The 19619-nt window shown below is 60.6% G+C and carries 18 protein-coding genes and 1 pseudogene; 13 read left to right on the top strand and 6 right to left on the bottom strand.

What is annotated here, in order from left to right:
* The first annotated feature begins 358 nt into the window (after positions 1 to 358).
* The 8 genes from RBH10_RS14440 to RBH10_RS14405 all read left to right on the top strand — a co-directional run bounded on the left by RBH10_RS14440 (position 359) and on the right by RBH10_RS14405 (position 8065).
* On the top strand, positions 359 to 538 hold the full coding sequence (locus RBH10_RS14440) for a hypothetical protein (RefSeq protein ID WP_045024739.1): 180 nt from the start codon (positions 359 to 361) through the stop codon (positions 536 to 538).
* A gap of 41 nt (positions 539 to 579) precedes the next feature.
* Entirely contained in the window at positions 580 to 714 is a 135-nt protein-coding gene (locus RBH10_RS14435) for a hypothetical protein (RefSeq protein ID WP_281036747.1), read from the top strand.
* A 282-nt stretch (positions 715 to 996) separates the two neighbouring features.
* Complete coding sequence (locus RBH10_RS14430; protein WP_281036748.1) at positions 997 to 2889, top strand: peptidylprolyl isomerase; 1893 nt, start codon at positions 997 to 999, stop codon at positions 2887 to 2889.
* A gap of 17 nt (positions 2890 to 2906) precedes the next feature.
* On the top strand, positions 2907 to 3941 hold the full coding sequence (trpD, locus tag RBH10_RS14425; protein WP_281036749.1) for an anthranilate phosphoribosyltransferase: 1035 nt from the start codon (positions 2907 to 2909) through the stop codon (positions 3939 to 3941).
* A gap of 19 nt (positions 3942 to 3960) precedes the next feature.
* Positions 3961 to 4776: an indole-3-glycerol phosphate synthase TrpC gene (trpC, locus tag RBH10_RS14420; protein ID WP_045023924.1), complete on the top strand. Its 816-nt coding sequence runs from the start codon at positions 3961 to 3963 to the stop codon at positions 4774 to 4776.
* A gap of 7 nt (positions 4777 to 4783) precedes the next feature.
* Positions 4784 to 5275 (top strand): cyclic pyranopterin monophosphate synthase MoaC, encoded by a 492-nt coding sequence (gene moaC / locus RBH10_RS14415; protein ID WP_281036750.1) that lies wholly within the window; start codon positions 4784 to 4786, stop codon positions 5273 to 5275.
* Positions 5276 to 6493: a gephyrin-like molybdotransferase Glp gene (gene glp / locus RBH10_RS14410; protein ID WP_281036751.1), complete on the top strand. Its 1218-nt coding sequence runs from the start codon at positions 5276 to 5278 to the stop codon at positions 6491 to 6493.
* 501 nt (positions 6494 to 6994) lie between these two features.
* Positions 6995 to 8065: a GGDEF domain-containing protein gene (locus tag RBH10_RS14405; RefSeq protein WP_045023921.1), complete on the top strand. Its 1071-nt coding sequence runs from the start codon at positions 6995 to 6997 to the stop codon at positions 8063 to 8065.
* 224 nt (positions 8066 to 8289) lie between these two features.
* On the opposite strand, the pseudogene RBH10_RS14400 reads toward RBH10_RS14405, so the two are convergent.
* From RBH10_RS14400 to RBH10_RS14390, 3 genes and pseudogenes are all read right to left on the bottom strand, one after another.
* Positions 8290 to 8899: pseudogene (locus tag RBH10_RS14400) on the bottom strand (pyridoxamine 5'-phosphate oxidase family protein).
* A 52-nt stretch (positions 8900 to 8951) separates the two neighbouring features.
* The gene (locus tag RBH10_RS14395) at positions 8952 to 10763 is read right to left on the bottom strand and encodes a monovalent cation:proton antiporter-2 (CPA2) family protein (RefSeq protein ID WP_045023919.1); all 1812 of its coding nucleotides are present in this window, start codon (positions 10761 to 10763) and stop codon (positions 8952 to 8954) included.
* A 210-nt stretch (positions 10764 to 10973) separates the two neighbouring features.
* Positions 10974 to 11342 (bottom strand): DUF971 domain-containing protein, encoded by a 369-nt coding sequence (locus RBH10_RS14390; protein WP_281036753.1) that lies wholly within the window; start codon positions 11340 to 11342, stop codon positions 10974 to 10976.
* Between the two features lie 131 nt (positions 11343 to 11473).
* On the opposite strand from RBH10_RS14390, the gene moaA reads away from it, so the two are divergent.
* From moaA to mobB, 5 genes are all read left to right on the top strand, one after another.
* Entirely contained in the window at positions 11474 to 12523 is a 1050-nt protein-coding gene (moaA, locus tag RBH10_RS14385; RefSeq protein WP_281036754.1) for a GTP 3',8-cyclase MoaA, read from the top strand.
* A gap of 152 nt (positions 12524 to 12675) precedes the next feature.
* Positions 12676 to 13644 carry a DMT family transporter gene (locus RBH10_RS14380; protein WP_281036755.1) on the top strand — a complete coding sequence of 323 codons (969 nt, stop codon included), beginning with the start codon at positions 12676 to 12678 and terminating at the stop codon, positions 13642 to 13644.
* Position 13645: 1 nt separating this feature from the next.
* Positions 13646 to 14845, top strand: a complete 1200-nt coding sequence (locus RBH10_RS14375; protein ID WP_281036756.1) for a multidrug effflux MFS transporter — start codon at positions 13646 to 13648, stop codon at positions 14843 to 14845.
* On the top strand, positions 14842 to 15468 hold the full coding sequence (gene mobA, locus RBH10_RS14370; RefSeq protein ID WP_281036757.1) for a molybdenum cofactor guanylyltransferase MobA: 627 nt from the start codon (positions 14842 to 14844) through the stop codon (positions 15466 to 15468). Before RBH10_RS14375 ends, mobA begins: the two co-directional genes overlap by 4 nt.
* Entirely contained in the window at positions 15465 to 15980 is a 516-nt protein-coding gene (gene mobB, locus RBH10_RS14365) for a molybdopterin-guanine dinucleotide biosynthesis protein B (RefSeq protein WP_281036758.1), read from the top strand. Before mobA ends, mobB begins: the two co-directional genes overlap by 4 nt.
* Positions 15981 to 16169: 189 nt before the next feature.
* Here the strand turns inward: mobB and RBH10_RS14360 are convergent, their stop codons facing one another.
* From RBH10_RS14360 to surE, 3 genes are all read right to left on the bottom strand, one after another.
* On the bottom strand, positions 16170 to 17735 hold the full coding sequence (locus tag RBH10_RS14360; RefSeq protein WP_281036759.1) for a LysM peptidoglycan-binding domain-containing M23 family metallopeptidase: 1566 nt from the start codon (positions 17733 to 17735) through the stop codon (positions 16170 to 16172).
* Between the two features lie 344 nt (positions 17736 to 18079).
* Positions 18080 to 18721 (bottom strand): protein-L-isoaspartate(D-aspartate) O-methyltransferase, encoded by a 642-nt coding sequence (locus RBH10_RS14355; protein ID WP_082066043.1) that lies wholly within the window; start codon positions 18719 to 18721, stop codon positions 18080 to 18082.
* Positions 18714 to 19499 (bottom strand): 5'/3'-nucleotidase SurE, encoded by a 786-nt coding sequence (gene surE / locus RBH10_RS14350; RefSeq protein ID WP_306180670.1) that lies wholly within the window; start codon positions 19497 to 19499, stop codon positions 18714 to 18716. The genes RBH10_RS14355 and surE overlap by 8 nt, the downstream gene beginning before the upstream one ends.
* Between the last annotated feature and the right edge of the window lie 120 nt (positions 19500 to 19619).

The following is a 19619-nucleotide window of genomic DNA, read 5'->3' as shown; positions in this document are numbered from 1 at the left end:
AAGACTTTTGCAACCTGAGTCCCCACCCGGCGCGGTCTGAACCACGGATGAATGCGCCGTTCAGTGCGGTTTCAGGGCTCATTTATATAAATACACACCATCGGGAAACCGAAACGCCCCTCACCCGTTAAGCCTCCGGAGAAATGAAAATGCTGGCCTTTATGATCGTCTTTTCGGTCATCGCATCATTCGCAGCCGAGTATCTTTTCCTCGAATGAGGCCAGTCGCCGGTTTCCTGAACGCCAGATGAACAAGCCATTCAAGGAAGTTTCACAGGCGCGATGCTAATCGATTTTTAAGGTTGACGCGGAACATGATCAGACGTGGCGCGTTAATATCAAACCAAAGGAACAGACAGATGTTTGTAAGAGAAAAACAGTCTACTTCGGCGAAAATCAGCGTCATCAGCACCGCCTGGACAGTACTGGTCATCGCAATGGTAGCAACAACGTTTAGCCTTTATGAGCAAAAGCCTGCCGCACAGGGACCGGACTATCCGCAGATGACTGCCCGCTACCAGTCCATGACCTATTACTGATAGAGGACTAGGATTTCCTCGCCACTCACGGAGACGATATCATGTTCACATTTCTGACTCTGCTTCTCGCCCTGATCAGCATTATGTTCGTAACATCGATGATCTCCGCCGTTGCCGAGATGCGACGGGAAGACGAGGAGTTCAAGGACACGGTCAGGCGCAACCGCGCCTTCTGACCGCGCCGTTTAACCGCGATTGACCGGCTAACCGCTTTTCAGAAGATGATTCTCCGCAACCGCCTGGGCGCTCCGGGCGGTTTTATTTTGCCGCCTTACGGGCCGGCGCGGCGAAGATGACGGCGCAAAAACTTGCGCCCAATCACACAAGCGTTTTCAAAACCCCGTTTTTCCAAGGCAAATTCCCTTCAATTTCCCTTTGGATTGATTTAAGGAACGCCGATACGTTGCGGGCCGGACGGCTGGCGACCGCAATGACGTTCCTGTGAGGTTTGCATAACGATGCTCGATTCCCTGAGAAATGCTTCTCGAACCATGGCAGCCAAACTGCTGCTTCTCCTGCTTGTTGTTTCGTTTGGCGTCTGGGGCGTCTCCGCATCACTCGTCACCGCCAATTCGCACGCGGTCATGACCGTGGGCGACCAGACGGTCAGCCCTCAGGAATTCCGTCTCGCTTATCAGCGTCAGGTTTCCGATCTCAGCCGCCAGTTCGGCACGAGACTGACGACCGAACAGGCCAAGGCATTCGGCATCGACCGGCAGGTGTTCAGCCAGCTTGCGGCGGGTGCCTCGCTTGACGAACTGGCCTCGAAGATGAATCTCGGCCTTTCGGAAGACCGCCTCGCCAATCTCATCGCCGAAGACCCGGCCTTCAAATCGGTCAACGGCCAGTTCGACCGTAACCTGTTCAGCGAACGGCTGCGCAATTCCGGTCTGCGCGAAGACGACTACATCAAGGAACGCAGCAAGGTTGCGGTCAGAAGCCAGATCGTCGAAGCCGTTTCCGATGGTTTCAAGGCGCCGCAGGTGCTGGTGGATGCGCTCAAGCAATATCGCAACGAGCAGCGCTCGGTCGATTACGTCATCCTGTCCAACGCCGTCATCCCGCCGATCATGGCGCCGGGCGACGACGTGCTTGCCCCCTGGTTTGAAACCAACAAGGCGAAATATCGCGCGCCTGAATTCCGCAAGTTCACCTATGTGAAGCTGGAACCATCAGACATTGCCGATCAGGCTTCGGTGACGGATGCGCAGATCGCCGATTATTACAACAGCCACAAGGACAGCTTCCGCACTGCCGGTCGCCGCACCGTGGAGCAGCTGACCTTCCCGGACAAGGAAATGGCCGAAGCCGCCGCCGAGCAGATCCGCCTCGGCAACACCACCTACGATCAGGTGGTGAAGGATCAGGGCAAGACCGCCTCCGACGTGACGCTTGGTGAATTCACCAAGGACACGATCCCCGACCATTCGATTGCCGATGCGGCTTTCGCCGTCCAGAAGGATGGCGGCGTGTCTCCGGTCGTCGCCGGCTCCTTCGGCCCGGTCATCCTGCGCATCACCGGCATCAAGCCGGAAACGACCCGCACGCTGGACGAGGCGAAAGAAGACATCCGCAAGGACCTCGCAACCGCCGCTGCCGCCGAAGAAGTAACCAATGTGCACGATCGCTATGAAGACCTGCGCGCCGGTGGTTCCTCGCTCGCCGATGCGGCAAAGCAGCTGAACCTCAAGCCCGTCACCATCGACGCCATCGATACCGCTGGCCTCGATGAAAAGGGCGACGCCGTTCAGGGCCTGCCCTCACCGCAGCTTGCACAGGAAGTATTCAAGACCGAACCCGGCACGGAAGCGCTGCCGATCAATCTCGGCCGCGAAGGTTACATCTGGTTCGATGTCGACCAGATCATTGCCGCCCGCGACCGCACGCTTGCCGAAGTACGCGACGATGTCGTGGCCGACTGGACGGCGGAACAGCAGCGTACCGCGCTTGCCACCAAGGCCGACGAGCTTAAGGCACGCGTCGAAAAGGGCGAAACGCTGGAAGCCGTTGCCGGCGAACTCGGCCTCGCCGTCGAGCAGAAATCCGGTCTTCGCCGTACCAGCGAAGATGCGATCTTCGGCCGTCAGACGATCACGGCGGTGTTCTCCGGTGCTGAAGGCATGACGGGCACTGCGGCAGACGCCGACGGTTCCAGCCGCATCCTCTTCAAGGTCACGGCAGTCGACACCAACGCGCCTGCCGATGCGCTTGCCAATGACGATCAGCAGTTCGCCGCCATTGCCCGCGCGGCCGGCGACGACATGCTCGACCAGATGGTCAACCGCCTGCAGAACGACTACGGTGTGACGATCAATCAGGCCCTCGCCGATCAGGCGATGGTCGGCTTCTAATCCGGGGGGCGGAAACAATGGCCGAACTGAAGCCGCTGATCGCCAAGGTCGCAAACGGGGAAAGCCTGAACCGCGAGGAATCGCGGGCGGCTTTCGACATTCTGATGTCGGGCGAAGCCACCCCGTCGCAGATCGGCGGTTTCCTGATGGCACTGCGCGTGCGCGGCGAGACGGTGGACGAGATCGTCGGCGCCGTCTCCTCCATGCGCGCACGCATGCTGCCCGTTTCGGCTCCCGCCAATGCCATCGACATCGTCGGAACCGGCGGTGATGGCATCGGCACCTATAATATCTCGACGCTGGCCTCGATCATCGTTGCCGGCACGGGCTTGCCGGTTGCCAAGCATGGCAACCGGGCGCTGAGTTCCAAATCCGGCACGGCCGATGCGCTGTCCGCACTTGGCGTGAAGCTGGATATCGGTCCTGATCTCATCGCCCGCTGCATCGCAGAGGCGGGTCTCGGCTTCATGTTCGCGCAGCTGCACCATTCGGCCATGCGCCATGTCGGCCCGAGCCGCGTCGAACTCGGCACACGGACGATCTTCAACCTGCTCGGCCCGCTGTCCAACCCGGCGGGCGCAAAACGGCAGTTGCTCGGTGTATTCTCGCCGCGCTGGCTGGTGCCGCTTGCCGAAGTGCTGCGCGATCTCGGCTCGGAGAGCATCTGGGTCGTGCATGGCGACGGCATGGATGAGGTAACGACCACGGGCGTGACCCATGTGGCGGCGCTGGAAGATGGCAAGATCCGTACCTTCGACCTGACGCCGAAGGATTTCGGCGTTGAACCGGCCCAGATGAACGACCTGAAGGGCGGCGACGGCATTGCCAATGCGGCAGCACTTCGCGAGGTTCTGTCCGGCAAACGCAACGCCTATCGCGACGTATCGCTGTGCAATGCGGCAGCAGCGCTTGTCATTGCCGGCAAGACCGAAACGATTGGCGAAGCGATGACGATCGTCAGCGAAGCGCTCGACAGCGGCAGCGCCGCAGCAGCGCTTGACCGTCTGGTCGCCGTTTCCAACGAAGCAGACGCCGAACGGGCCGACCATTAAAAGGAATGAGAGCGAAACCATGAGCGACATTCTGAAAAAGATCGAGATCTACAAGCGTGAGGAAATCGCCGCCGCCAAGGCCAGGGTTTCGCTTGCCGATCTCAAGGCGATGGCCGCCGGCCAGACTGCCCCACGCGGTTTTTATAAAGCGCTGCGGACGAAACAGGCCGAAGGCAAGTTCGGGCTGATCGCCGAAATCAAGAAAGCCAGCCCCTCCAAGGGTCTGATCCGCCCGGATTTCGATCCGCCGGCACTGGCCGCCGCTTATGAAGCCGGCGGTGCCGCATGCCTTTCGGTGCTGACGGACACGCCGAGCTTTCAGGGTGCGCCGGAATTCCTGACCGCTGCCCGCAATGCCTGTGCGTTACCGGCGCTGCGCAAGGATTTCATGTTCGACACCTACCAGGTGCATGAAGCCCGCGCCTGGGGCGCGGACTGCATCCTCCTCATCATGGCATCCCTTTCCGACGACGAGGCGAAGCGCCTTGAGGACGAGGCTTTCGCACTCGGCATGGACGTACTGGTCGAGGTGCATGACGCCGAGGAAACCGAACGGGCGCTGAAGCTCGCCTCGCCGCTTCTCGGCATCAACAATCGTAACCTGCGCACCTTCGAAGTCAGCCTCGAAACCAGCGAGAAGCTGGCAGGCCTCGTGCCGGCCGACAGGCTGCTGGTCGGCGAAAGCGGCATCTTCACCTATGAGGATTGCCAGCGCCTCGAAAAGAGCGGCATCGGCACCTTCCTCGTCGGTGAAAGCCTGATGCGCAAGGACGACGTGACGGCGGCCACCAAGGCCCTGCTGACCGGCAAGACCGGCGTTCTGGCTGCGGAATAAGCGCCCGATGAGCGATGAAGCGAAGCTCACCCACATAGACGCTGCCGGTGAGGCACATATGGTCGATGTCGGCGACAAGGTCGAGACCGTCCGTGTCGCCGTTGCCGAAGGTTTCGTGAAGATGAAACCGGAAACCCTGGCGCTCATCCGTGATGGCAACGCCAAGAAGGGCGACGTCATCGGCACGGCACGGCTGGCGGGCATCATGGCGGCCAAGCAGACCGCCAGCCTCATTCCGCTCTGCCACCCGCTGATGCTGACCAAGGTTTCGGTGGACATTACCGAAGACCCCTCCCTGCCCGGCCTACGCGTCGAGGCCATGGTGAAACTGTCAGGCAAGACCGGCGTGGAGATGGAGGCTTTGACAGCCGTGTCCATCGCCTGCCTGACGATCTACGACATGGCCAAGGCCGCCGACAAGGCGATGGAAATCGTCAACATCCGCCTCCTCGAAAAGAGCGGCGGCAAATCCGGCGATTTCCGGCGACAGGAGACGTGAATGAAGCCGCTGCTGCCCGTGGATGAGGCCATAACGCGCCTTCTGGAGGCGGCGGTTCCGGTGGCCGACAGTGAGGCCCTGCCGCTTGCCGCCTGCGACGGCCGCGTTCTGGCGGCTGATCTCGCAGCGCGTCTGACCCAGCCGCCCTTCGATGCCTCGGCCATGGACGGCTATGCGCTGCGCAGCACCGATGCGCCGGAAATCGGTTCGGTCCTCACAGTCATCGGCCAGGCTGCCGCAGGCCATGCATTCCCCGGCACGGTGGGGCAAGGCGAGGCCGTGCGCATCTTCACCGGCGCGCCGGTGCCGGCAGGCGCGGATACCGTTCTCATTCAGGAAGATGCTGAAGTGCTGGAGGCCGGAAAAATCCGCACCGCCTTCGAAGTCACCGCAGGGCGACACATTCGTCCGCGCGGGCAGGATTTTGCCGAGGGTGAAATGGTTCTGAAGTCCGGGCGCGAACTCGGCTTTACCGACCTCACCGTCGCCGCAGCGATGAACCACGCCACGCTCACCGTTTACCGCAGGCCGCTCATTGCCATTCTCGCGACAGGCGATGAATTGCTGCCGCCGGGAAGCACGCCCCTGCCCGCCCAGATCATCGCGTCGAATACCTTCGGTATCGCCGCCCTTGCGCGTGAGGCCGGCGCCGACATTCTCGATCTCGGCATCATTCCAGACAATGACGTCTTGATCCGCGCTGCCATCGGCAAGGCCGTCGCAGCAAAGGCGGATGTGCTGGTGACGCTTGGCGGCGCGTCGGTCGGCGACCACGATCTCGTGCAGGCGGCATTGAAGGCCGAAGGCATGCAGCTAGATTTCTGGCGAATCGCCATGCGCCCGGGAAAACCGCTGATGGTCGGTGCCATCGATACCATGCAGGTTCTGGGTCTGCCGGGAAACCCGGTCGCAAGCCTCGTCTGCGGCCTGCTGTTCCTCGAGCCGCTGATCCATAGAATCGCACGCCGCACCCCGCTGCACCGCGCTGCCACCGCCCGGACCGCCACGCCGCTGAAGGCAAACGACCACCGGCAGGATTATCTTCGCGCCCGTTTCCGCACCGACGAAAACGGCGCTCTGGTGGCGGAGGCCTATGCCAAACAGGATTCATCCATGATGAATATACTGGCCCATTCCGACTGTCTGATCGTGCGGCCGCCGCATGCGCCGGCAATGGAGGCCGGGACGGAATGCCCGGTGATACGGCTCAGAGCCTGACGCGAGAAACGCCGCAACGGCCATAAAACAACGTATCGTTTCAAATACTTGCAACATATCCACCTCAGGTAGTCGCAAAATTGAGACAGACCGCATTCCACTGCGTTGAGCCGGCGTAATAAAAACTGTAACGTTACTGTATCTTGGCTTGCGCGAAGAATTTCGTCGCCAATAGGCGATGTCTTTGCAAATGGAAAACGCCCCTCCCTGCCAATTCCCCAACTATCACCATACGTTGTTGTGCCAAAATAAATCACCCGAATCTCTTTATCGGGATTGACAGAATAAATGTGATACTGGCACCAAGACGAACAGTAGAGATCAAAAAAATCCGGAACTCTTCAAAAATGAGAATTACTTATAATTATCAACTAAATAAGATAAAAATCACAGAAAATGAGATTTCCGGGAACAAAAATTAGTTTCCTATAAATTAAGCTTTCCAAAACGGGCCACATAATAATAATCATAGTCGATAAGCAGACTCACTGGAGTTTCTTGATGAACACGGCATCCACGCCCAAAACCACGGGACCCGACATTGCCGGGCAGATTGCCTACGCCATGCGGAGCATGGGTGTGTCGCCGATCCCGCGCAATTACAGCCTGTTCTATGAGGCCTATATCGGCTCGAACCCGGCATTGACGAAGGATCTCGCGGCGCTGGGAAACCGGGTCACGCAGGAGGATCTGGACGAACTGTCCGTGCGCCACGGCGAAGGTAGCCCCACCGCATCAATCGACGACGCGCACGAGAAGCTGCGCCGTGAACTGGAAGCGCTGCTCGGAACGCTGAGGCGCGAACAGTCTTCCATCGAGAACTACAACAGGATTCTCGGTGAAACGCGCCAGCGCATCGACGATAAGACCGCCTCGAGCACCAATATACTGAGAAATGCGGTCGCGTTGCTGGCCGAGGCCACCGGCTCGAAGATCATCGATGGCGAAAGGGCGTTCAACGACGTCAACCGCCATGCCGAAGAAATGCATCAGGTGCGTCTGGAGCTGGACGAATACAAGCGCATCGCCAATACCGATTCGCTGACCCGTCTTTCCAACCGGCGCGCTTTCGACGACAGGCTGGCTTCCGTCTATAACAGCTCCATCGGCCTGCAATATACGACGCTCGTGCTGCTCGATATCGACCATTTCAAGCGCATCAACGATACGTTTGGGCATCCGGTTGGCGACAAGATACTCGCCACCGTCGCCTCCGTCATCCGCGCCAATGTCCGCAAGGACGGCTTCGTCGCCAGAAGCGGCGGCGAGGAATTCGCCATCATTCTTGATGGTAACACGCCGGAAGAGGTGATGGTGACCTGCGAGCGCATCCGCCTGTCGCTGGAAAGCACGCCGTTCCGCAATTCACGATCGGGTGCCGATTACGGCACGGTGACGATCTCGATCGGCTTCGCCTCGGCCTCGCAGGCGAACAATCCGGGCGAACTTTACGGCCATGCCGATATGGCGCTCTACCACGCCAAGGAAACCGGCCGGAACCGCTCCGTCTTTTACGAGGACGGCATGCAGAAGAACTATATCGGTAAGAACTGGCTGATTTATCGGACGTGAGAAGGACGGAAAGTCCAAGAATTTCTTCGCCGTCATGCCGGACTTGATCCGGCATCCAGCCACGGCGCGTTTGCGCCGTAAGAAGTGCCTTAAGCGATCAAGGACTTGATCGCACTGGACCCCGGATCAAGTCCGGGGTGACGGTGTGCGGATGCTGCGCTTTCGCCAAACACAAAGGGCTGCAATGTTTTTCGACAGTCTTATGACCACCTAGCCGCCGCCCCTCACCACATCGTCTTCGCCGCCCGTCCCGCCCATTCCCGATCATAGGTTTCCTGATCGAACTCCGCCTTTGCGGCTTTCAGCAGGCTACCGGGTGTAGGCAGCGACGCGGGTTCGACGAAATTGTCGGGGTTCCACAGTTCCGAGCGCATCAGCGCCCTGGCGCACTGGAAATAGACCTCGTCAATCTCGACCACGATGACGGTGCGCGGATGTTTGCCGTCCATTTCGAAGCTCTGCAGCAGATCGGCGGCAACCGAAACAACTGCGCGGCCATTGACGCGCATCGTCGTATTCGAGCCAGGGATCAGGAACATCAGCGCCACACGCGGGTCGCGCACGATGTTCAGAAGCAGAATCGACGCGGTTGTTGCCGCGCCAGTCGGGCAGCAACAGGGTTTTGTCGTCGGCCACCCGCACCACGCCGCCCTTGTCGCCGCGTGGTGAACAATCCATGCCCTCCGGCCCGACCGTCGCCAGTGCCAGAAACGGCGAAGCCTCGATCATCAGCCTGTATTCAGCCGTCAGCGTGGCCGTCACCTTGGCCATAGACGCTTCGCTGGTGCCGTCATAGATGGCCTTCAATTCCTCAACCGTGCGAATGATCGTCATGTCAGCTCCTATCCCTTGAACTCACCGTGGCCGCGCCGAAAAATAGCGCGCCCTATTCCTCCACCGCTTCCGCCTTTTCCCGCTCGGCCCGCTCGCGCGCGGTTCGCGCGGCAACGAGGTCGGCCGGCTGGGCATTGCCGCGGATGAGCGAACGGCCCGCATAGATGCCGCCGACGACTTCCATGGCAAAACGTTCCTCGTCGCGGTCGCGGAATTCCTCCACCAGCCGGGCGGCGTCTTCCCGCTCCTCGCCCATGGCGCTTAGCACTTCCTCGCTGAAATTGAGGGCCGATTCCAGCGTCTCGCGAATCTGGTAATCCACGCCTGCCTTGAGAAGATCGATGGCATGGCCGCGATCGAAAGCACGGGCGAGAACCGGAACCAGCGGGAACTCATGCTTGACGATCTCCGCGATCCGCACGGCGGCCTGTTTGTCATCAACGCAGATCAGCACTGCGCGCGCCGTGCTGGCACCGGCGGCATGCAGGATTTCCGCCCGCGAACCGTCGCCATAATAGACCTTGAAGCCGAACTCTGCCGCATCGCGCACGAACTCCGCGTCCTTGTCGATGAGGGATAGCGTATAACCCCGCGCCAGAAGCGGCTGGCTGACGATCTGGCCGAAACGCCCGAAACCGATCAGCAGAATGCTGCCTTCGACATTCTCAGGCACGTCGAGATCATCGGTATTGGGAACCGCCGCCGGCACCAGCCGGTCGTGCAGGATGACCATCAGCGGCGTCAGCACCATGGAGATGATGATCGTCGCGGTCAGGATTGCATTGGCTTCGCGATCCAGAATGCCGGCGCTGACGGCGGCCGAATAAAGCACGAAGGCGAATTCGCCGCCTTGCGCCATCAGCACCGCCCGTTCCAGGCTCTCGCGCCGCGTGGTGCCGAGCGCCCGCGCCACTCCGTAGATCAGAAAGGCCTTGAGCAGCATGTAGCCCGCAACGCTGACGACCACGAGCTGCCAGTTGGAAGCGATGACGGCAAGGTCGATCGCCATGCCGACGCCAAGGAAGAACAGGCCGAGCAGAATGCCACGGAACGGCTCGATATCCGCTTCGAGCTGATGGCGGAAAGACGATTCGGACAGCAGCACACCGGCGAGAAACGCGCCCATGGCCATGGAAAGGCCGCTGACCTGCATCAGAAGCGCCGAACCGAGCACCACGAGCAGTGCCGCCGCCGTCATCACTTCGCGTGCGCCGGAAGCCGCCAGCAGGCGGAAGAACGGGTTCAAAAGATAACGCCCGGCAAGGATGAGCGCGCCGACGGCAGCAAGCGCGATACCGACGGAAACCCAGCGCTGCGAGGACGTTACGTGTTCACCGCCCGCACCAAGGAAGGCAACGAGCGCCAGAAGCGGCACGATGGCCAGATCCTCGAACAGCAGGATGGCGATGATGCGCTGGCCCTTCAGGCTGGACATGCTGTTGCGTTCCTGCAGCATCTGCATGACGATCGCCGTCGAGGTCAGCACGAAGCCGGTGCCGGCAACGAAGGACGGAATGAGCGGAAAGCCCATGCTCACGCCCACCATCGTCAGACCCGCCATACAGACCATCACCTGAAGCGCACCGAGCCCGAAAATATCCTGTCGCATCGACCACAGCCGCGACGGCTGCATCTCAAGGCCGATGATGAACAGGAACATCACCACGCCGAGTTCAGCGATATGGATGATGGCCTGCGGATCGGAGAAGAAACCGAAGCCATACGGCCCGATCACAAGGCCGGCGGCAAGATAACCCAGCACCGAACCGAGGCCGATGCGCTTGAAGATCGGCGCAGCCACCACGCCGGCCGCCAAAAGCACGACCACCTGGGCCAGATCATTTCCGTTCGCTTCGACAGCCACGCGCCACCCCGTTGAAATTGATTAGGACGAGGGTGTTCCCTCGCCAGATTGCCGGAAAACCCGCCCCCGCATACCACGTCATCCTCGGGCTTGACCCGAGGATCCACAGCCACAGATCGATGGATCCTCGGGTCAAGCCCGAGGATAACTGCGGAGAGGTTTCAACGCCCTTGTCGTCATTCTCATGAGGGTGTCTCCCTCCATGTTTTTCTAGCGGGATAGCGGCTCCCTGCTCAAGCCCTTTTCGGCGAGCTGCCGTTCATAATCGGCAAACAGTGCGTCGCCGGTCTCGCCCAGTTCCCGCAGATATTTCCAGGTGAAGATACCGCTGTCATGGCCGTCATCGAAGACGATGCGCACGGCATAATTGCCGGTCGTCACCATGGAGCGGATCGTGACGTTGCGCTTGCCGGGAACGGTGACCTTCTGGCCCGGCCCGTGGCCCTGCACTTCCGCCGAGGGCGAAAGCACGCGCAGCATCTCGGCTGCGAGCCGGAAAACACTTCCGTCATCGAAGGAAACGGTCAGTTGCCGCCGGTCTTTCGACACAAGCAGTTCAGTCGGCCAGGCATCACTCATTTTTCACTTCCGCAAGCTCGTCATATGCGTCAGAATTACGGACTTGCCTCACGATAGGCAAGCCACTACATCACCAGGAAAGCACATGCCCGGCATGTTTGCCCGGCGCATCGCGCAGTGAGGACGGAGACGTGAACAGTTTCCCCGGATCGCTCGAAAGAGCGCAGTCCCTGACGGAAAACAAAGCACCGATGGTGGACCCCTTCGGCCGGTCCATTACCTATCTGCGCGTTTCGGTGACAGACCGCTGCGATTTCCGCTGTACCTACTGCATGTCCGAACACATGACCTTCCTGCCGAAGAAGGACCTTCTGACGCTGGAAGAACTCGACCGGCTCTGTTCCGTCTTCATTCAAAGGGGCGTGCGCAAGCTGAGGCTGACCGGCGGCGAGCCGCTGGTACGCAAGAACATCATGATGCTGGTGAGGAACCTCGGCCGCCACATTGAAACCGGCGCGCTCACCGAGCTGACGCTGACCACCAACGGTTCTCAGCTTGCCAAATTCGCCGCCGAACTTGCCGATTGCGGCGTGCGACGCATCAACGTCTCGCTCGATACGCTGGGCCCGCAGAAATTCCGCGAGATCACCCGCTGGGGCGATCTCGACCGTGTCATGGAAGGGCTGGATGCCGCGCAGGCCGCCGGCATCAAGGTCAAGCTCAACGCCGTGGCGCTGAAGGATTTTAACGAGGCGGAAATCCCTGAGCTCATGCGTTTCGCCCATGGCCGCGGCATGGACCTGACGGTGATCGAAACCATGCCGATGGGCGAGATCGAGGAAGACCGGACGGATAGATACCTGCCGCTTTCCAAGCTGCGCGCCGATCTGGAACAAAACTTCACGCTCATCGACAGCGATTACCAGACCGGCGGCCCCGCCCGTTACGTGACGGTCAAGGAAACCGGCGGCAGGCTCGGTTTCATCACGCCGATGACCCATAATTTCTGCGAAAGCTGCAACCGGGTCCGCCTCACCTGCACCGGCACGCTGTATATGTGTCTTGGTCAGGACGATGCGGCCGATCTGCGCACGGCGCTGCGTGCCTCCGACAGCGACGCCTATCTCTCCGGCGCGATAGACGAGGCCATTCTGCGCAAGCCGAAAGGGCACGATTTCATCATCGACCGGACCCATAAACGCCCTGCCGTCGCCCGCCATATGAGCGTGACCGGTGGCTGAGCCTGTTTCTCGTCCACCCACCCATATAAACGGTTGAAATGCCGGCTTGGCCGTGTCAGGTCTCTTGGCATGGAGGAATGCGCGGTCCCGCCCGGCGGGCGGCCCCGGGAGGTAATCGGGGTTAGGCTGCGCATGGTCTGGGACAGTATGGAATGGCATTGACGGACAATACGCGCGGCGCCCTGTTGATGGCGCTCGCCATGGCAAGCTTTACGGCCAACGACGCCCTGACGAAATCCGTCACCCCCTACATCAATACCGGCCAGATCATGTTCGTGCGCGGCATCATGACGGTGGTGCTGATCTATATCGCCGCACGGCATTTCGGCGCGCTGAGGCCGCTGAAAACCCTCATGCGGCCAATCATCATCCTGCGCTGTCTCTGCGAAGTGACAGCCGCCGTTCTCTATCTGACGGCGCTCGGCCTCATCGAATTTTCCAACGCATCGGCCATATTGCAGTCCCTGCCGCTGATCGTGACGCTGGGGGCGGCACTCTTCCTGCGCGAGCCCGTCGGCTGGCGGCGCTGGGCGGCGATCATCACCGGCTTCATCGGTGTGCTCGTCATCATCAGGCCCGGCCCGGAAGGCTTCACGTCAGGCGCGCTTCTGGTCGTCGCTTCACTTGCGGTCACCGCCGCGCGCGATCTTCTGACCCGCAAGATGTATGCGGATGTTCCCTCGCTTGCCGTCACCGTCGTCACCGCCTCCGTCAACATGGCGGTGGGTGGCCTGCTGATCCAGCCTTTCGGCGGCTGGCAGCCGATGAACTTCATGATCCTGTCGCATCTGGCCGGTTCGGCCGTTCTGGTGCTGGTGGGTTATCAGGCGATCATTCTGGCGATGCGAACCGGCGAAATCTCCTTCGTCGCGCCGTTCCGCTACACCAGCCTGCTCTGGGGTTTCATGATCGGCGCGTTCTTCTTCAATGAAAAGATCGACAGCTTCACGATCATTGGCGCCATGATCGTCATCGGTTCGGGCCTCTACACCTTCTACCGCGAAAGCCTGCGCAGGCGCTCGCAGATGGCCCAACGCTCGGCCGCGACACCGACAGCCGCAACCACGGTGCGGCCGGCTTCCCTTACGAAAACTGCCGTTACGGAAGAAGCGGGAGAATGACATGAACAGCGCCCGTTTTCTCGACCGGACCACACCGCCCCACATCATCACGCTCGTCGTCATCGCCGGCGTCGCAGCGCTCTGCATGAACCTGTTCCTGCCCTCGCTTACGGCCATGGCGCTCTATTTCGAGACCGATTACGCCGTGATGCAATTTGCCGTTTCGGGTTATCTCGCCGCCACCGCCTGTCTGCAGCTGCTCATCGGTCCCCTATCCGATCTCTTCGGACGCCGGCCCGTCATGCTCGCCAGTATCGCGATCATGATCGTTGCCACCCTCGTCTGCATGCTTGCGCCCAACATCACCGTCTTCATGATCGGGCGCGTGGCACAGGCGGCGGTCGTTTCCGGCTTCGTGCTGGCGCGTGCCATCGTGCGTGACATGGTGCCGATGGAACAGGCCGCTTCGATGATCGGTTATGTCACCATGGGCATGTCGGTGGTGCCGATGGTTGGCCCGACGGTCGGTGGCCTGCTCAACGATGTCTCCGGCTGGCAGTCGAGCTTTGCGCTTCTCGCCCTGCTCGGCGTCGGCATTCTGGTGCTCGCCTGGTTCGATCTCGGCGAGACCAATCACAACAGATCGGCGAGCTTTTCGCAGCAGTTCCACGCCTGGCCGGAGCTTCTGCGCTCGCCGCTCTTCTGGGGATATGCGCTGACCTCGACCTTCTCGTCGGGCATGTTCTTTTCGTTTCTCGGCGGCGCGCCTTTCGTCGGCAGCGTGCTTTATGGCCTTGCCCCGGCCATGCTCGGCCTGCAATTCTTCTTCATGGCCAGCGGCTACATGCTCGGCAACTTCGTCTCCGGCCGTTATGCCAGCCAGATCGGCATCACCCGCATGATGTTGTCGGGCAATGTCATCGCCATTGCCGGCATCGTGATTGCCATCGCGCTGATCTCCATGGGAGCGGAAAGCCCCTACGCGTTTTTCGTGCCGCTTGCCCTCATCGGCGTTGGAAACGGTGTTACGCTGCCAAGCGCCAATGCCGGCATGGTCAGCGTCCAGCCGCATCTGGCAGGCTCCGCCTCCGGTCTCGGCGGCGCGATGACCATCGGCGGCGGCGCTGCACTTTCGGTGCTCGCCTCCTCGGTGCTGTCCAAGGAGGACGGAACCTGGCCGCTTCTCCTCGTGATGCTGGCGACCGGCCTTGTCGCCTTCCTCACCACCTATATCGTAAGGCTGCAGGAAAAGCGGCAATGACGGCCTCTTTTGAAATACCCGGTCTGGTCCTCGCAGGCGGTCTGTCACGGCGCATGGGCACCAACAAGGCGATGGTGATGCTGGGCGACGAGCCGCTGCTTTCCCATGTCGTCCGCCGCATCGCGCCGCAGGTATCGGATGTCAGCATAAACGCCGCTAACGGCTGGGCCGAAAGCTTCGGCCTGCCGCTACTGCCCGATACGTTGAACGGCCATGCCGGGCCGCTCGCAGGCGTTCTCGCCGGCATGCGGCATTTCCAGCATCGCAAGGCCATGGGCAGCCATTTCCTGACAGTGCCCGCCGACAGCCCGTTTTTCCCCGACAACCTCGTCGCCCGGCTTTGCGAACACATCTCCGACGATGCGATCGTCATCGCCGCCTCCAGCGGTCAGCTTCACCCGGTTTTCGCGCTATGGCCCGTGTCACTAGCCGACGACCTTGAGGATTGGCTGAAGAACGATGCGAACCGGCGCATCCGCGCCTATCTTGCCCGCCATGTCACGGTCGGCATCGCCTTCCCGCCATTGGACACGGCAAAGGGCAGCCTCGATCCGTTCTTCAACATCAACACACCGGACGAACTCGCGCTGGCCCGCAGCTATCTGGAGAGCATGGAACCATGACGGGGCAAAAGGTCTTCGGCATTGCCGGCTGGAAAAACTCGGGCAAAACAGGCCTTGCGGTCCGCATCGTCACCGAACTGACGGCGCGCGGCTACCGCGTCTCCACCATCAAGCATGCCCATCATGATTTCGATATCGACAAGGTCGGCGCCGACAGCTGGCGTCACCGGCAGGCTGGCGCACATGAGGTCACCATCGTCTCAGGCACGCGTTTTGCCATCATGCATGAATTGCGCGGTGAGCCGGAACCGTCCTTCGAGGAAATCCTCGCCCGCCTTGCCCCTTGCGATCTCGTGCTGATCGAGGGTTACAAATACGAGCCGGTTCCGAAGATCGAGGCACGGCGGCTGGAAGCAGCGAAAACCGAGCCCCTTGCCGGAAGCGACCCGCATATCATCGCGATTGCTGCTGACCACGAGGTAACGGACACCACCCTTCCCGTCTTCGATCTCGACGATACCGCCACCATTGCCGACTTCATCGAAAAGACGGTTGGACTGGTAAAGCCGTAACTTTTGTTTCGGCCATATCCCCGCCACCGTCATCCTCGGGCTTGACCCGAGGATCCACAACCCGACCGCACCATGGATCCTCGGGTCGAGCCCGAGGATGACGTCGAATGTGTGAGGACGTTTGGCCTACCCCAAAAATGAAAAAGCCGGGCGTTCGGCCCGGCTTCATCATTCCTTGAGACGCAATACCTATTCAAGGAAACCGGATGGGTTCACCGGCGTCGCATCCTTGCGAACTTCGAAGTGAACCTGAGGACGTTTGGCGCTGCCGGTCATGCCTGACGTGGCGATGGTCTGGCCGCGCTGAACCTTCTGGCCGCGCTGCACGTCAAGATTGGCGGCGTTGCCGTAAACGGTGACCTTGCCGTCGTCGTGGCGAACCAGCACCGTGTTGCCGAGCTGCTTCAGGCCGTTGCCTGCATAGATGACCACACCGTTTTCGGCGGCCTTGATCGGCGTGCCCTCGGGAACGGAGATGTTGATGCCATCGTTGCGGCTGCCTTCGACGTTGTCGCCGAAATTGTTGATGACCGCACCGCGAACCGGCCAGCGATATTTGCCGATGCCCGTGGATTCCGGAGCAAGGGAGGCCATATCGGACTTCTTCTCGATATCGCCGACGCTTGCCGTGGCGGCGGGAGCGGACGGTACCGTGGCAGCTGCCGATGGAGCCTTGTAGGGTTCCGGCTTGGCTGATGCGGTTTCCACTGCCTTCGCCGCTTCCTTGGCGGGAACGGAAGCCGTCTTGATGGCGTCGGTCGAAGCGCCCGGCATGGTGAGCGTCTGACCGACACGGATGCTGCCGTTGGAAATGCCGTTCGCGGCCTTCAGCGCAGCAACCGACACGCCGTTTTCGCGGGCGATCTTTGCAAGGCTGTCGCCCTGCTGAACCTTGTAACCACCGGTTGGCGGCAAAGGCTTGCCACCGGGCGGGGTGAGCTTGCCGGTCTCGGCCGAAACCTTGTCACGGGCAGCACCCTGCGAGGGCAGCACGGCCACCTTCTGGTCGGGACCGCGCAGCGGGTTCGGCTCGTCACCGTTGCGGTTGAGCGCAATGTCACCGGCCGCAGCCTTGGCGGCATTGCGGACCTGACCGAATTTCGGAATGAGGATCGACTGACCAGCCTGCGCGGAAGCCGCGGTCTTCAGACCGTTAACCCGCAGCAGTTCCTTTTCGGGAACGCCGTAGCGGTTGGAGATCGTCGCAAGGCTTTCACCCGGACGCAGCGTTACCGAAGAAGCGCCATCCGTATGCCAGCCGTTCTTGTCGGAGCGGACGGTTGCGGTGGTGAGATTGTCGGCAACGGGAGCGGCTGCCTGCTGCGCAGGTGCTGCGAGAGACGGAGCGGCCTGTCGTTGTGCGGACGGGAAAGGTTGAGCCATGGCTTCGTTGCGCGTCGCCGGGTCGCGGCTTGCCACCGCTGTCGGGGCCGACAGCTCGGAGCGCTGCACCGGAGAGGCCGAAGCCGAGCGGGCCGTGGAAGGCTGGACGCCGCCGCCATAACCGCCGGAAGACGGATAGGAATTGCCGGCCATGTTCTGGTTGGCGTAACCGCCCTGCGGTGCCGCAGAGGCATAACCACCGTTCATGTCGCCCTGCGGGACCGGGGCCTGCGCATAAGCACCGCCGCCCTGACGGGCTGGAATTGACGCCGTGGTCATTCGATCCGGTCCACTGGAAAAGAGGCCGCTGAACCGCGTTGCATCCGAGCTACAGCCCGTTGCGACGCTTGCCAGCAATGCCGCTGCGAACATTTTTGCGACTGATTTTCCGATTTTAGACGAATGTCTCATACGCATAACTCGATCTACACTGACGCCAACCCGCCGCATCGAGGTCGATCCGGCACAAATTTCATTTCTTGCAAGGCCCTTTTCCCGATCGGGAAAAACCATGCGTCGATGTTTATGATTAAAGCGCGTTAGTGTTACCACGCCGTTAAAACGTTAAGCCGCCCGGCGCTTTTTTGACACTTCGATAACCATGACGAAAACGGAATGCGTCATGATGGAACAATATTACGATGGAAAATCAGTTGGTTGTGATAATTTAGAATATTCTAAGACGAAAATTAATCGCCTTCGAAATTTTCATTTTGTCACAAATGACGCGCAATATGGCTGCCAAGCGGCAGATAGGGCGTCTCGAACAGCTCTTCCTTCTCGAAGCGGCTGCCGGTCTTGGAGAAGCGGGTCATCACGCAACGGCCATCCTCAAGGATGATCGGCGCGATCATCATGCCGCCGGAGACGATCTGCTCGGCAAAAAAACGGGGCATGGTGGTAAAGGCGGCGGTGGAAACGATGCGGTCGAAGGTGCCCTCGCCCACAAGCCCGTTGCTGCCATCCGCCTGGCGGATGACGACATTGCGGATGGAAAGATCGTCCAGACAGTTCTGCGCCTGCTGCACCAGCGTCTTGTATCGCTCCAGCGAAAAGACGCGCTCCACCCGGCGCGCGATGATCGCCGTCATGAAACCGCTGCCAGTACCGATTTCCAGCACGCGCTGGCCGGGTTTCAGTTGCAGGCGGGCAAGGATTTTCACCGCCATGTCAGCGCCTTCCATGAAGGCGCCGCAGTCGATCGGGATCGTGCGGCTGGAATAGGCGTCGGCGGCGAATTGCGGCGGCACGAATTTGGAGCGCGGCGTCTGTTCGACCGCCGTCAAAAGGTCGAGGTCGGAAATCCCCTCGCCCCGCAAGCGGAGAACGAGAGCGGCAAAACCTTCCTTTTCAACCATGGCGGATTTCAATCGGCGACTCCGAATCAAGTGCTTGCGCAACCCGATCCTTGACCGTGTAGTCCGTCAGGTCAAGCTTTAGCGGCGTGACCGAAATCTTGCCATGCTTCAAAGCGTGGATATCCGTGCCCTCGCGGAAGGTGCCGAGACGTTCGCCAAAGCGCAGCCAATAGTAGGGAAGACCGCGGCCATCCTGGCGTTCTTCCACCGTCAGGCCGAAATCGAGCTTGCCCTGTCCGGTGACAGATACGCCCTGCACATCCTTCGGCGCGCAATTGGGGAAATTGAGATTGAGGAAGGTGCCATCAGGCAGATCCACATTCATCAGCTTGCGCAGAAGATCCGGCGCATAGGTCTCTGCAACCTCCCACGGCACGACGCGGCCTTCGCCATGGCTGAACGCCTGGCTGAGCGCGAAGGAACGCACGCCTTGCAGCGTGCCTTCGATGGCACCGGCAATCGTGCCGGAATAGGTAACGTCGTCAGCCATATTGGCGCCGGCATTCACGCCTGACAGCACGAGATCCGGCTTTTCCGGCAGAACTTCGCGAATGCCCATGATGACGCAATCGGTCGGTGTGCCGCGCAGCGCGAAATGCTTGTCGGAAACCTTGCGCAGCCGCAGCGGTTCAGAGAGCGTCAGGGAATGGGCAAGCCCACTCTGGTCGGTCTCCGGCGCGACAATCCAGACATCATCGGACAGCGTGCGAGCGATACGCTCCAGCACCGCCAGCCCTTCGGCGTGGATACCGTCGTCATTGGTCAGCAAAATCCGCATGTTTCTCTCTCCGCTTTTCATATCTTCCGCGACGGAGCATCCTCCCCACCGGCAGTGAGGTGTGCAGTTCTCTCAACGTCATCCTCGGGCCTGTCCCGAGGATCTAATCACGTCTAAATC

This window comes from Rhizobium sp. AN73, from assembly GCF_030757975.1.
Lineage (GTDB): Bacteria > Pseudomonadota > Alphaproteobacteria > Rhizobiales > Rhizobiaceae > Agrobacterium > Agrobacterium arsenijevicii.
Note: the sequence above shows the minus strand (reverse complement) of the source record. Positions and strands in the feature narration are given on the sequence as shown.

Coding starts and splice junctions, on each gene's coding strand:
- trpC (WP_045023924.1), top strand. CDS start 3,961: ATGAGCGACATTCTGAAAAAGATCGAGATCTACAAGCGTGAGGAAATC.
- mobA (WP_281036757.1), top strand. CDS start 14,842: ATGACGGCCTCTTTTGAAATACCCGGTCTGGTCCTCGCAGGCGGTCTG.
- RBH10_RS14405 (WP_045023921.1), top strand. CDS start 6,995: ATGAACACGGCATCCACGCCCAAAACCACGGGACCCGACATTGCCGGG.
- RBH10_RS14430 (WP_281036748.1), top strand. CDS start 997: ATGCTCGATTCCCTGAGAAATGCTTCTCGAACCATGGCAGCCAAACTG.
- RBH10_RS14355 (WP_082066043.1), bottom strand. CDS start 18,721: ATGGTTGAAAAGGAAGGTTTTGCCGCTCTCGTTCTCCGCTTGCGGGGC.
- RBH10_RS14440 (WP_045024739.1), top strand. CDS start 359: ATGTTTGTAAGAGAAAAACAGTCTACTTCGGCGAAAATCAGCGTCATC.
- RBH10_RS14360 (WP_281036759.1), bottom strand. CDS start 17,735: ATGTTCGCAGCGGCATTGCTGGCAAGCGTCGCAACGGGCTGTAGCTCG.
- RBH10_RS14435 (WP_281036747.1), top strand. CDS start 580: ATGTTCACATTTCTGACTCTGCTTCTCGCCCTGATCAGCATTATGTTC.
- mobB (WP_281036758.1), top strand. CDS start 15,465: ATGACGGGGCAAAAGGTCTTCGGCATTGCCGGCTGGAAAAACTCGGGC.
- moaC (WP_281036750.1), top strand. CDS start 4,784: ATGAGCGATGAAGCGAAGCTCACCCACATAGACGCTGCCGGTGAGGCA.
- trpD (WP_281036749.1), top strand. CDS start 2,907: ATGGCCGAACTGAAGCCGCTGATCGCCAAGGTCGCAAACGGGGAAAGC.
- surE (WP_306180670.1), bottom strand. CDS start 19,499: ATGCGGATTTTGCTGACCAATGACGACGGTATCCACGCCGAAGGGCTG.
- glp (WP_281036751.1), top strand. CDS start 5,276: ATGAAGCCGCTGCTGCCCGTGGATGAGGCCATAACGCGCCTTCTGGAG.
- RBH10_RS14380 (WP_281036755.1), top strand. CDS start 12,676: ATGGCATTGACGGACAATACGCGCGGCGCCCTGTTGATGGCGCTCGCC.
- RBH10_RS14375 (WP_281036756.1), top strand. CDS start 13,646: ATGAACAGCGCCCGTTTTCTCGACCGGACCACACCGCCCCACATCATC.
- RBH10_RS14390 (WP_281036753.1), bottom strand. CDS start 11,342: ATGAGTGATGCCTGGCCGACTGAACTGCTTGTGTCGAAAGACCGGCGG.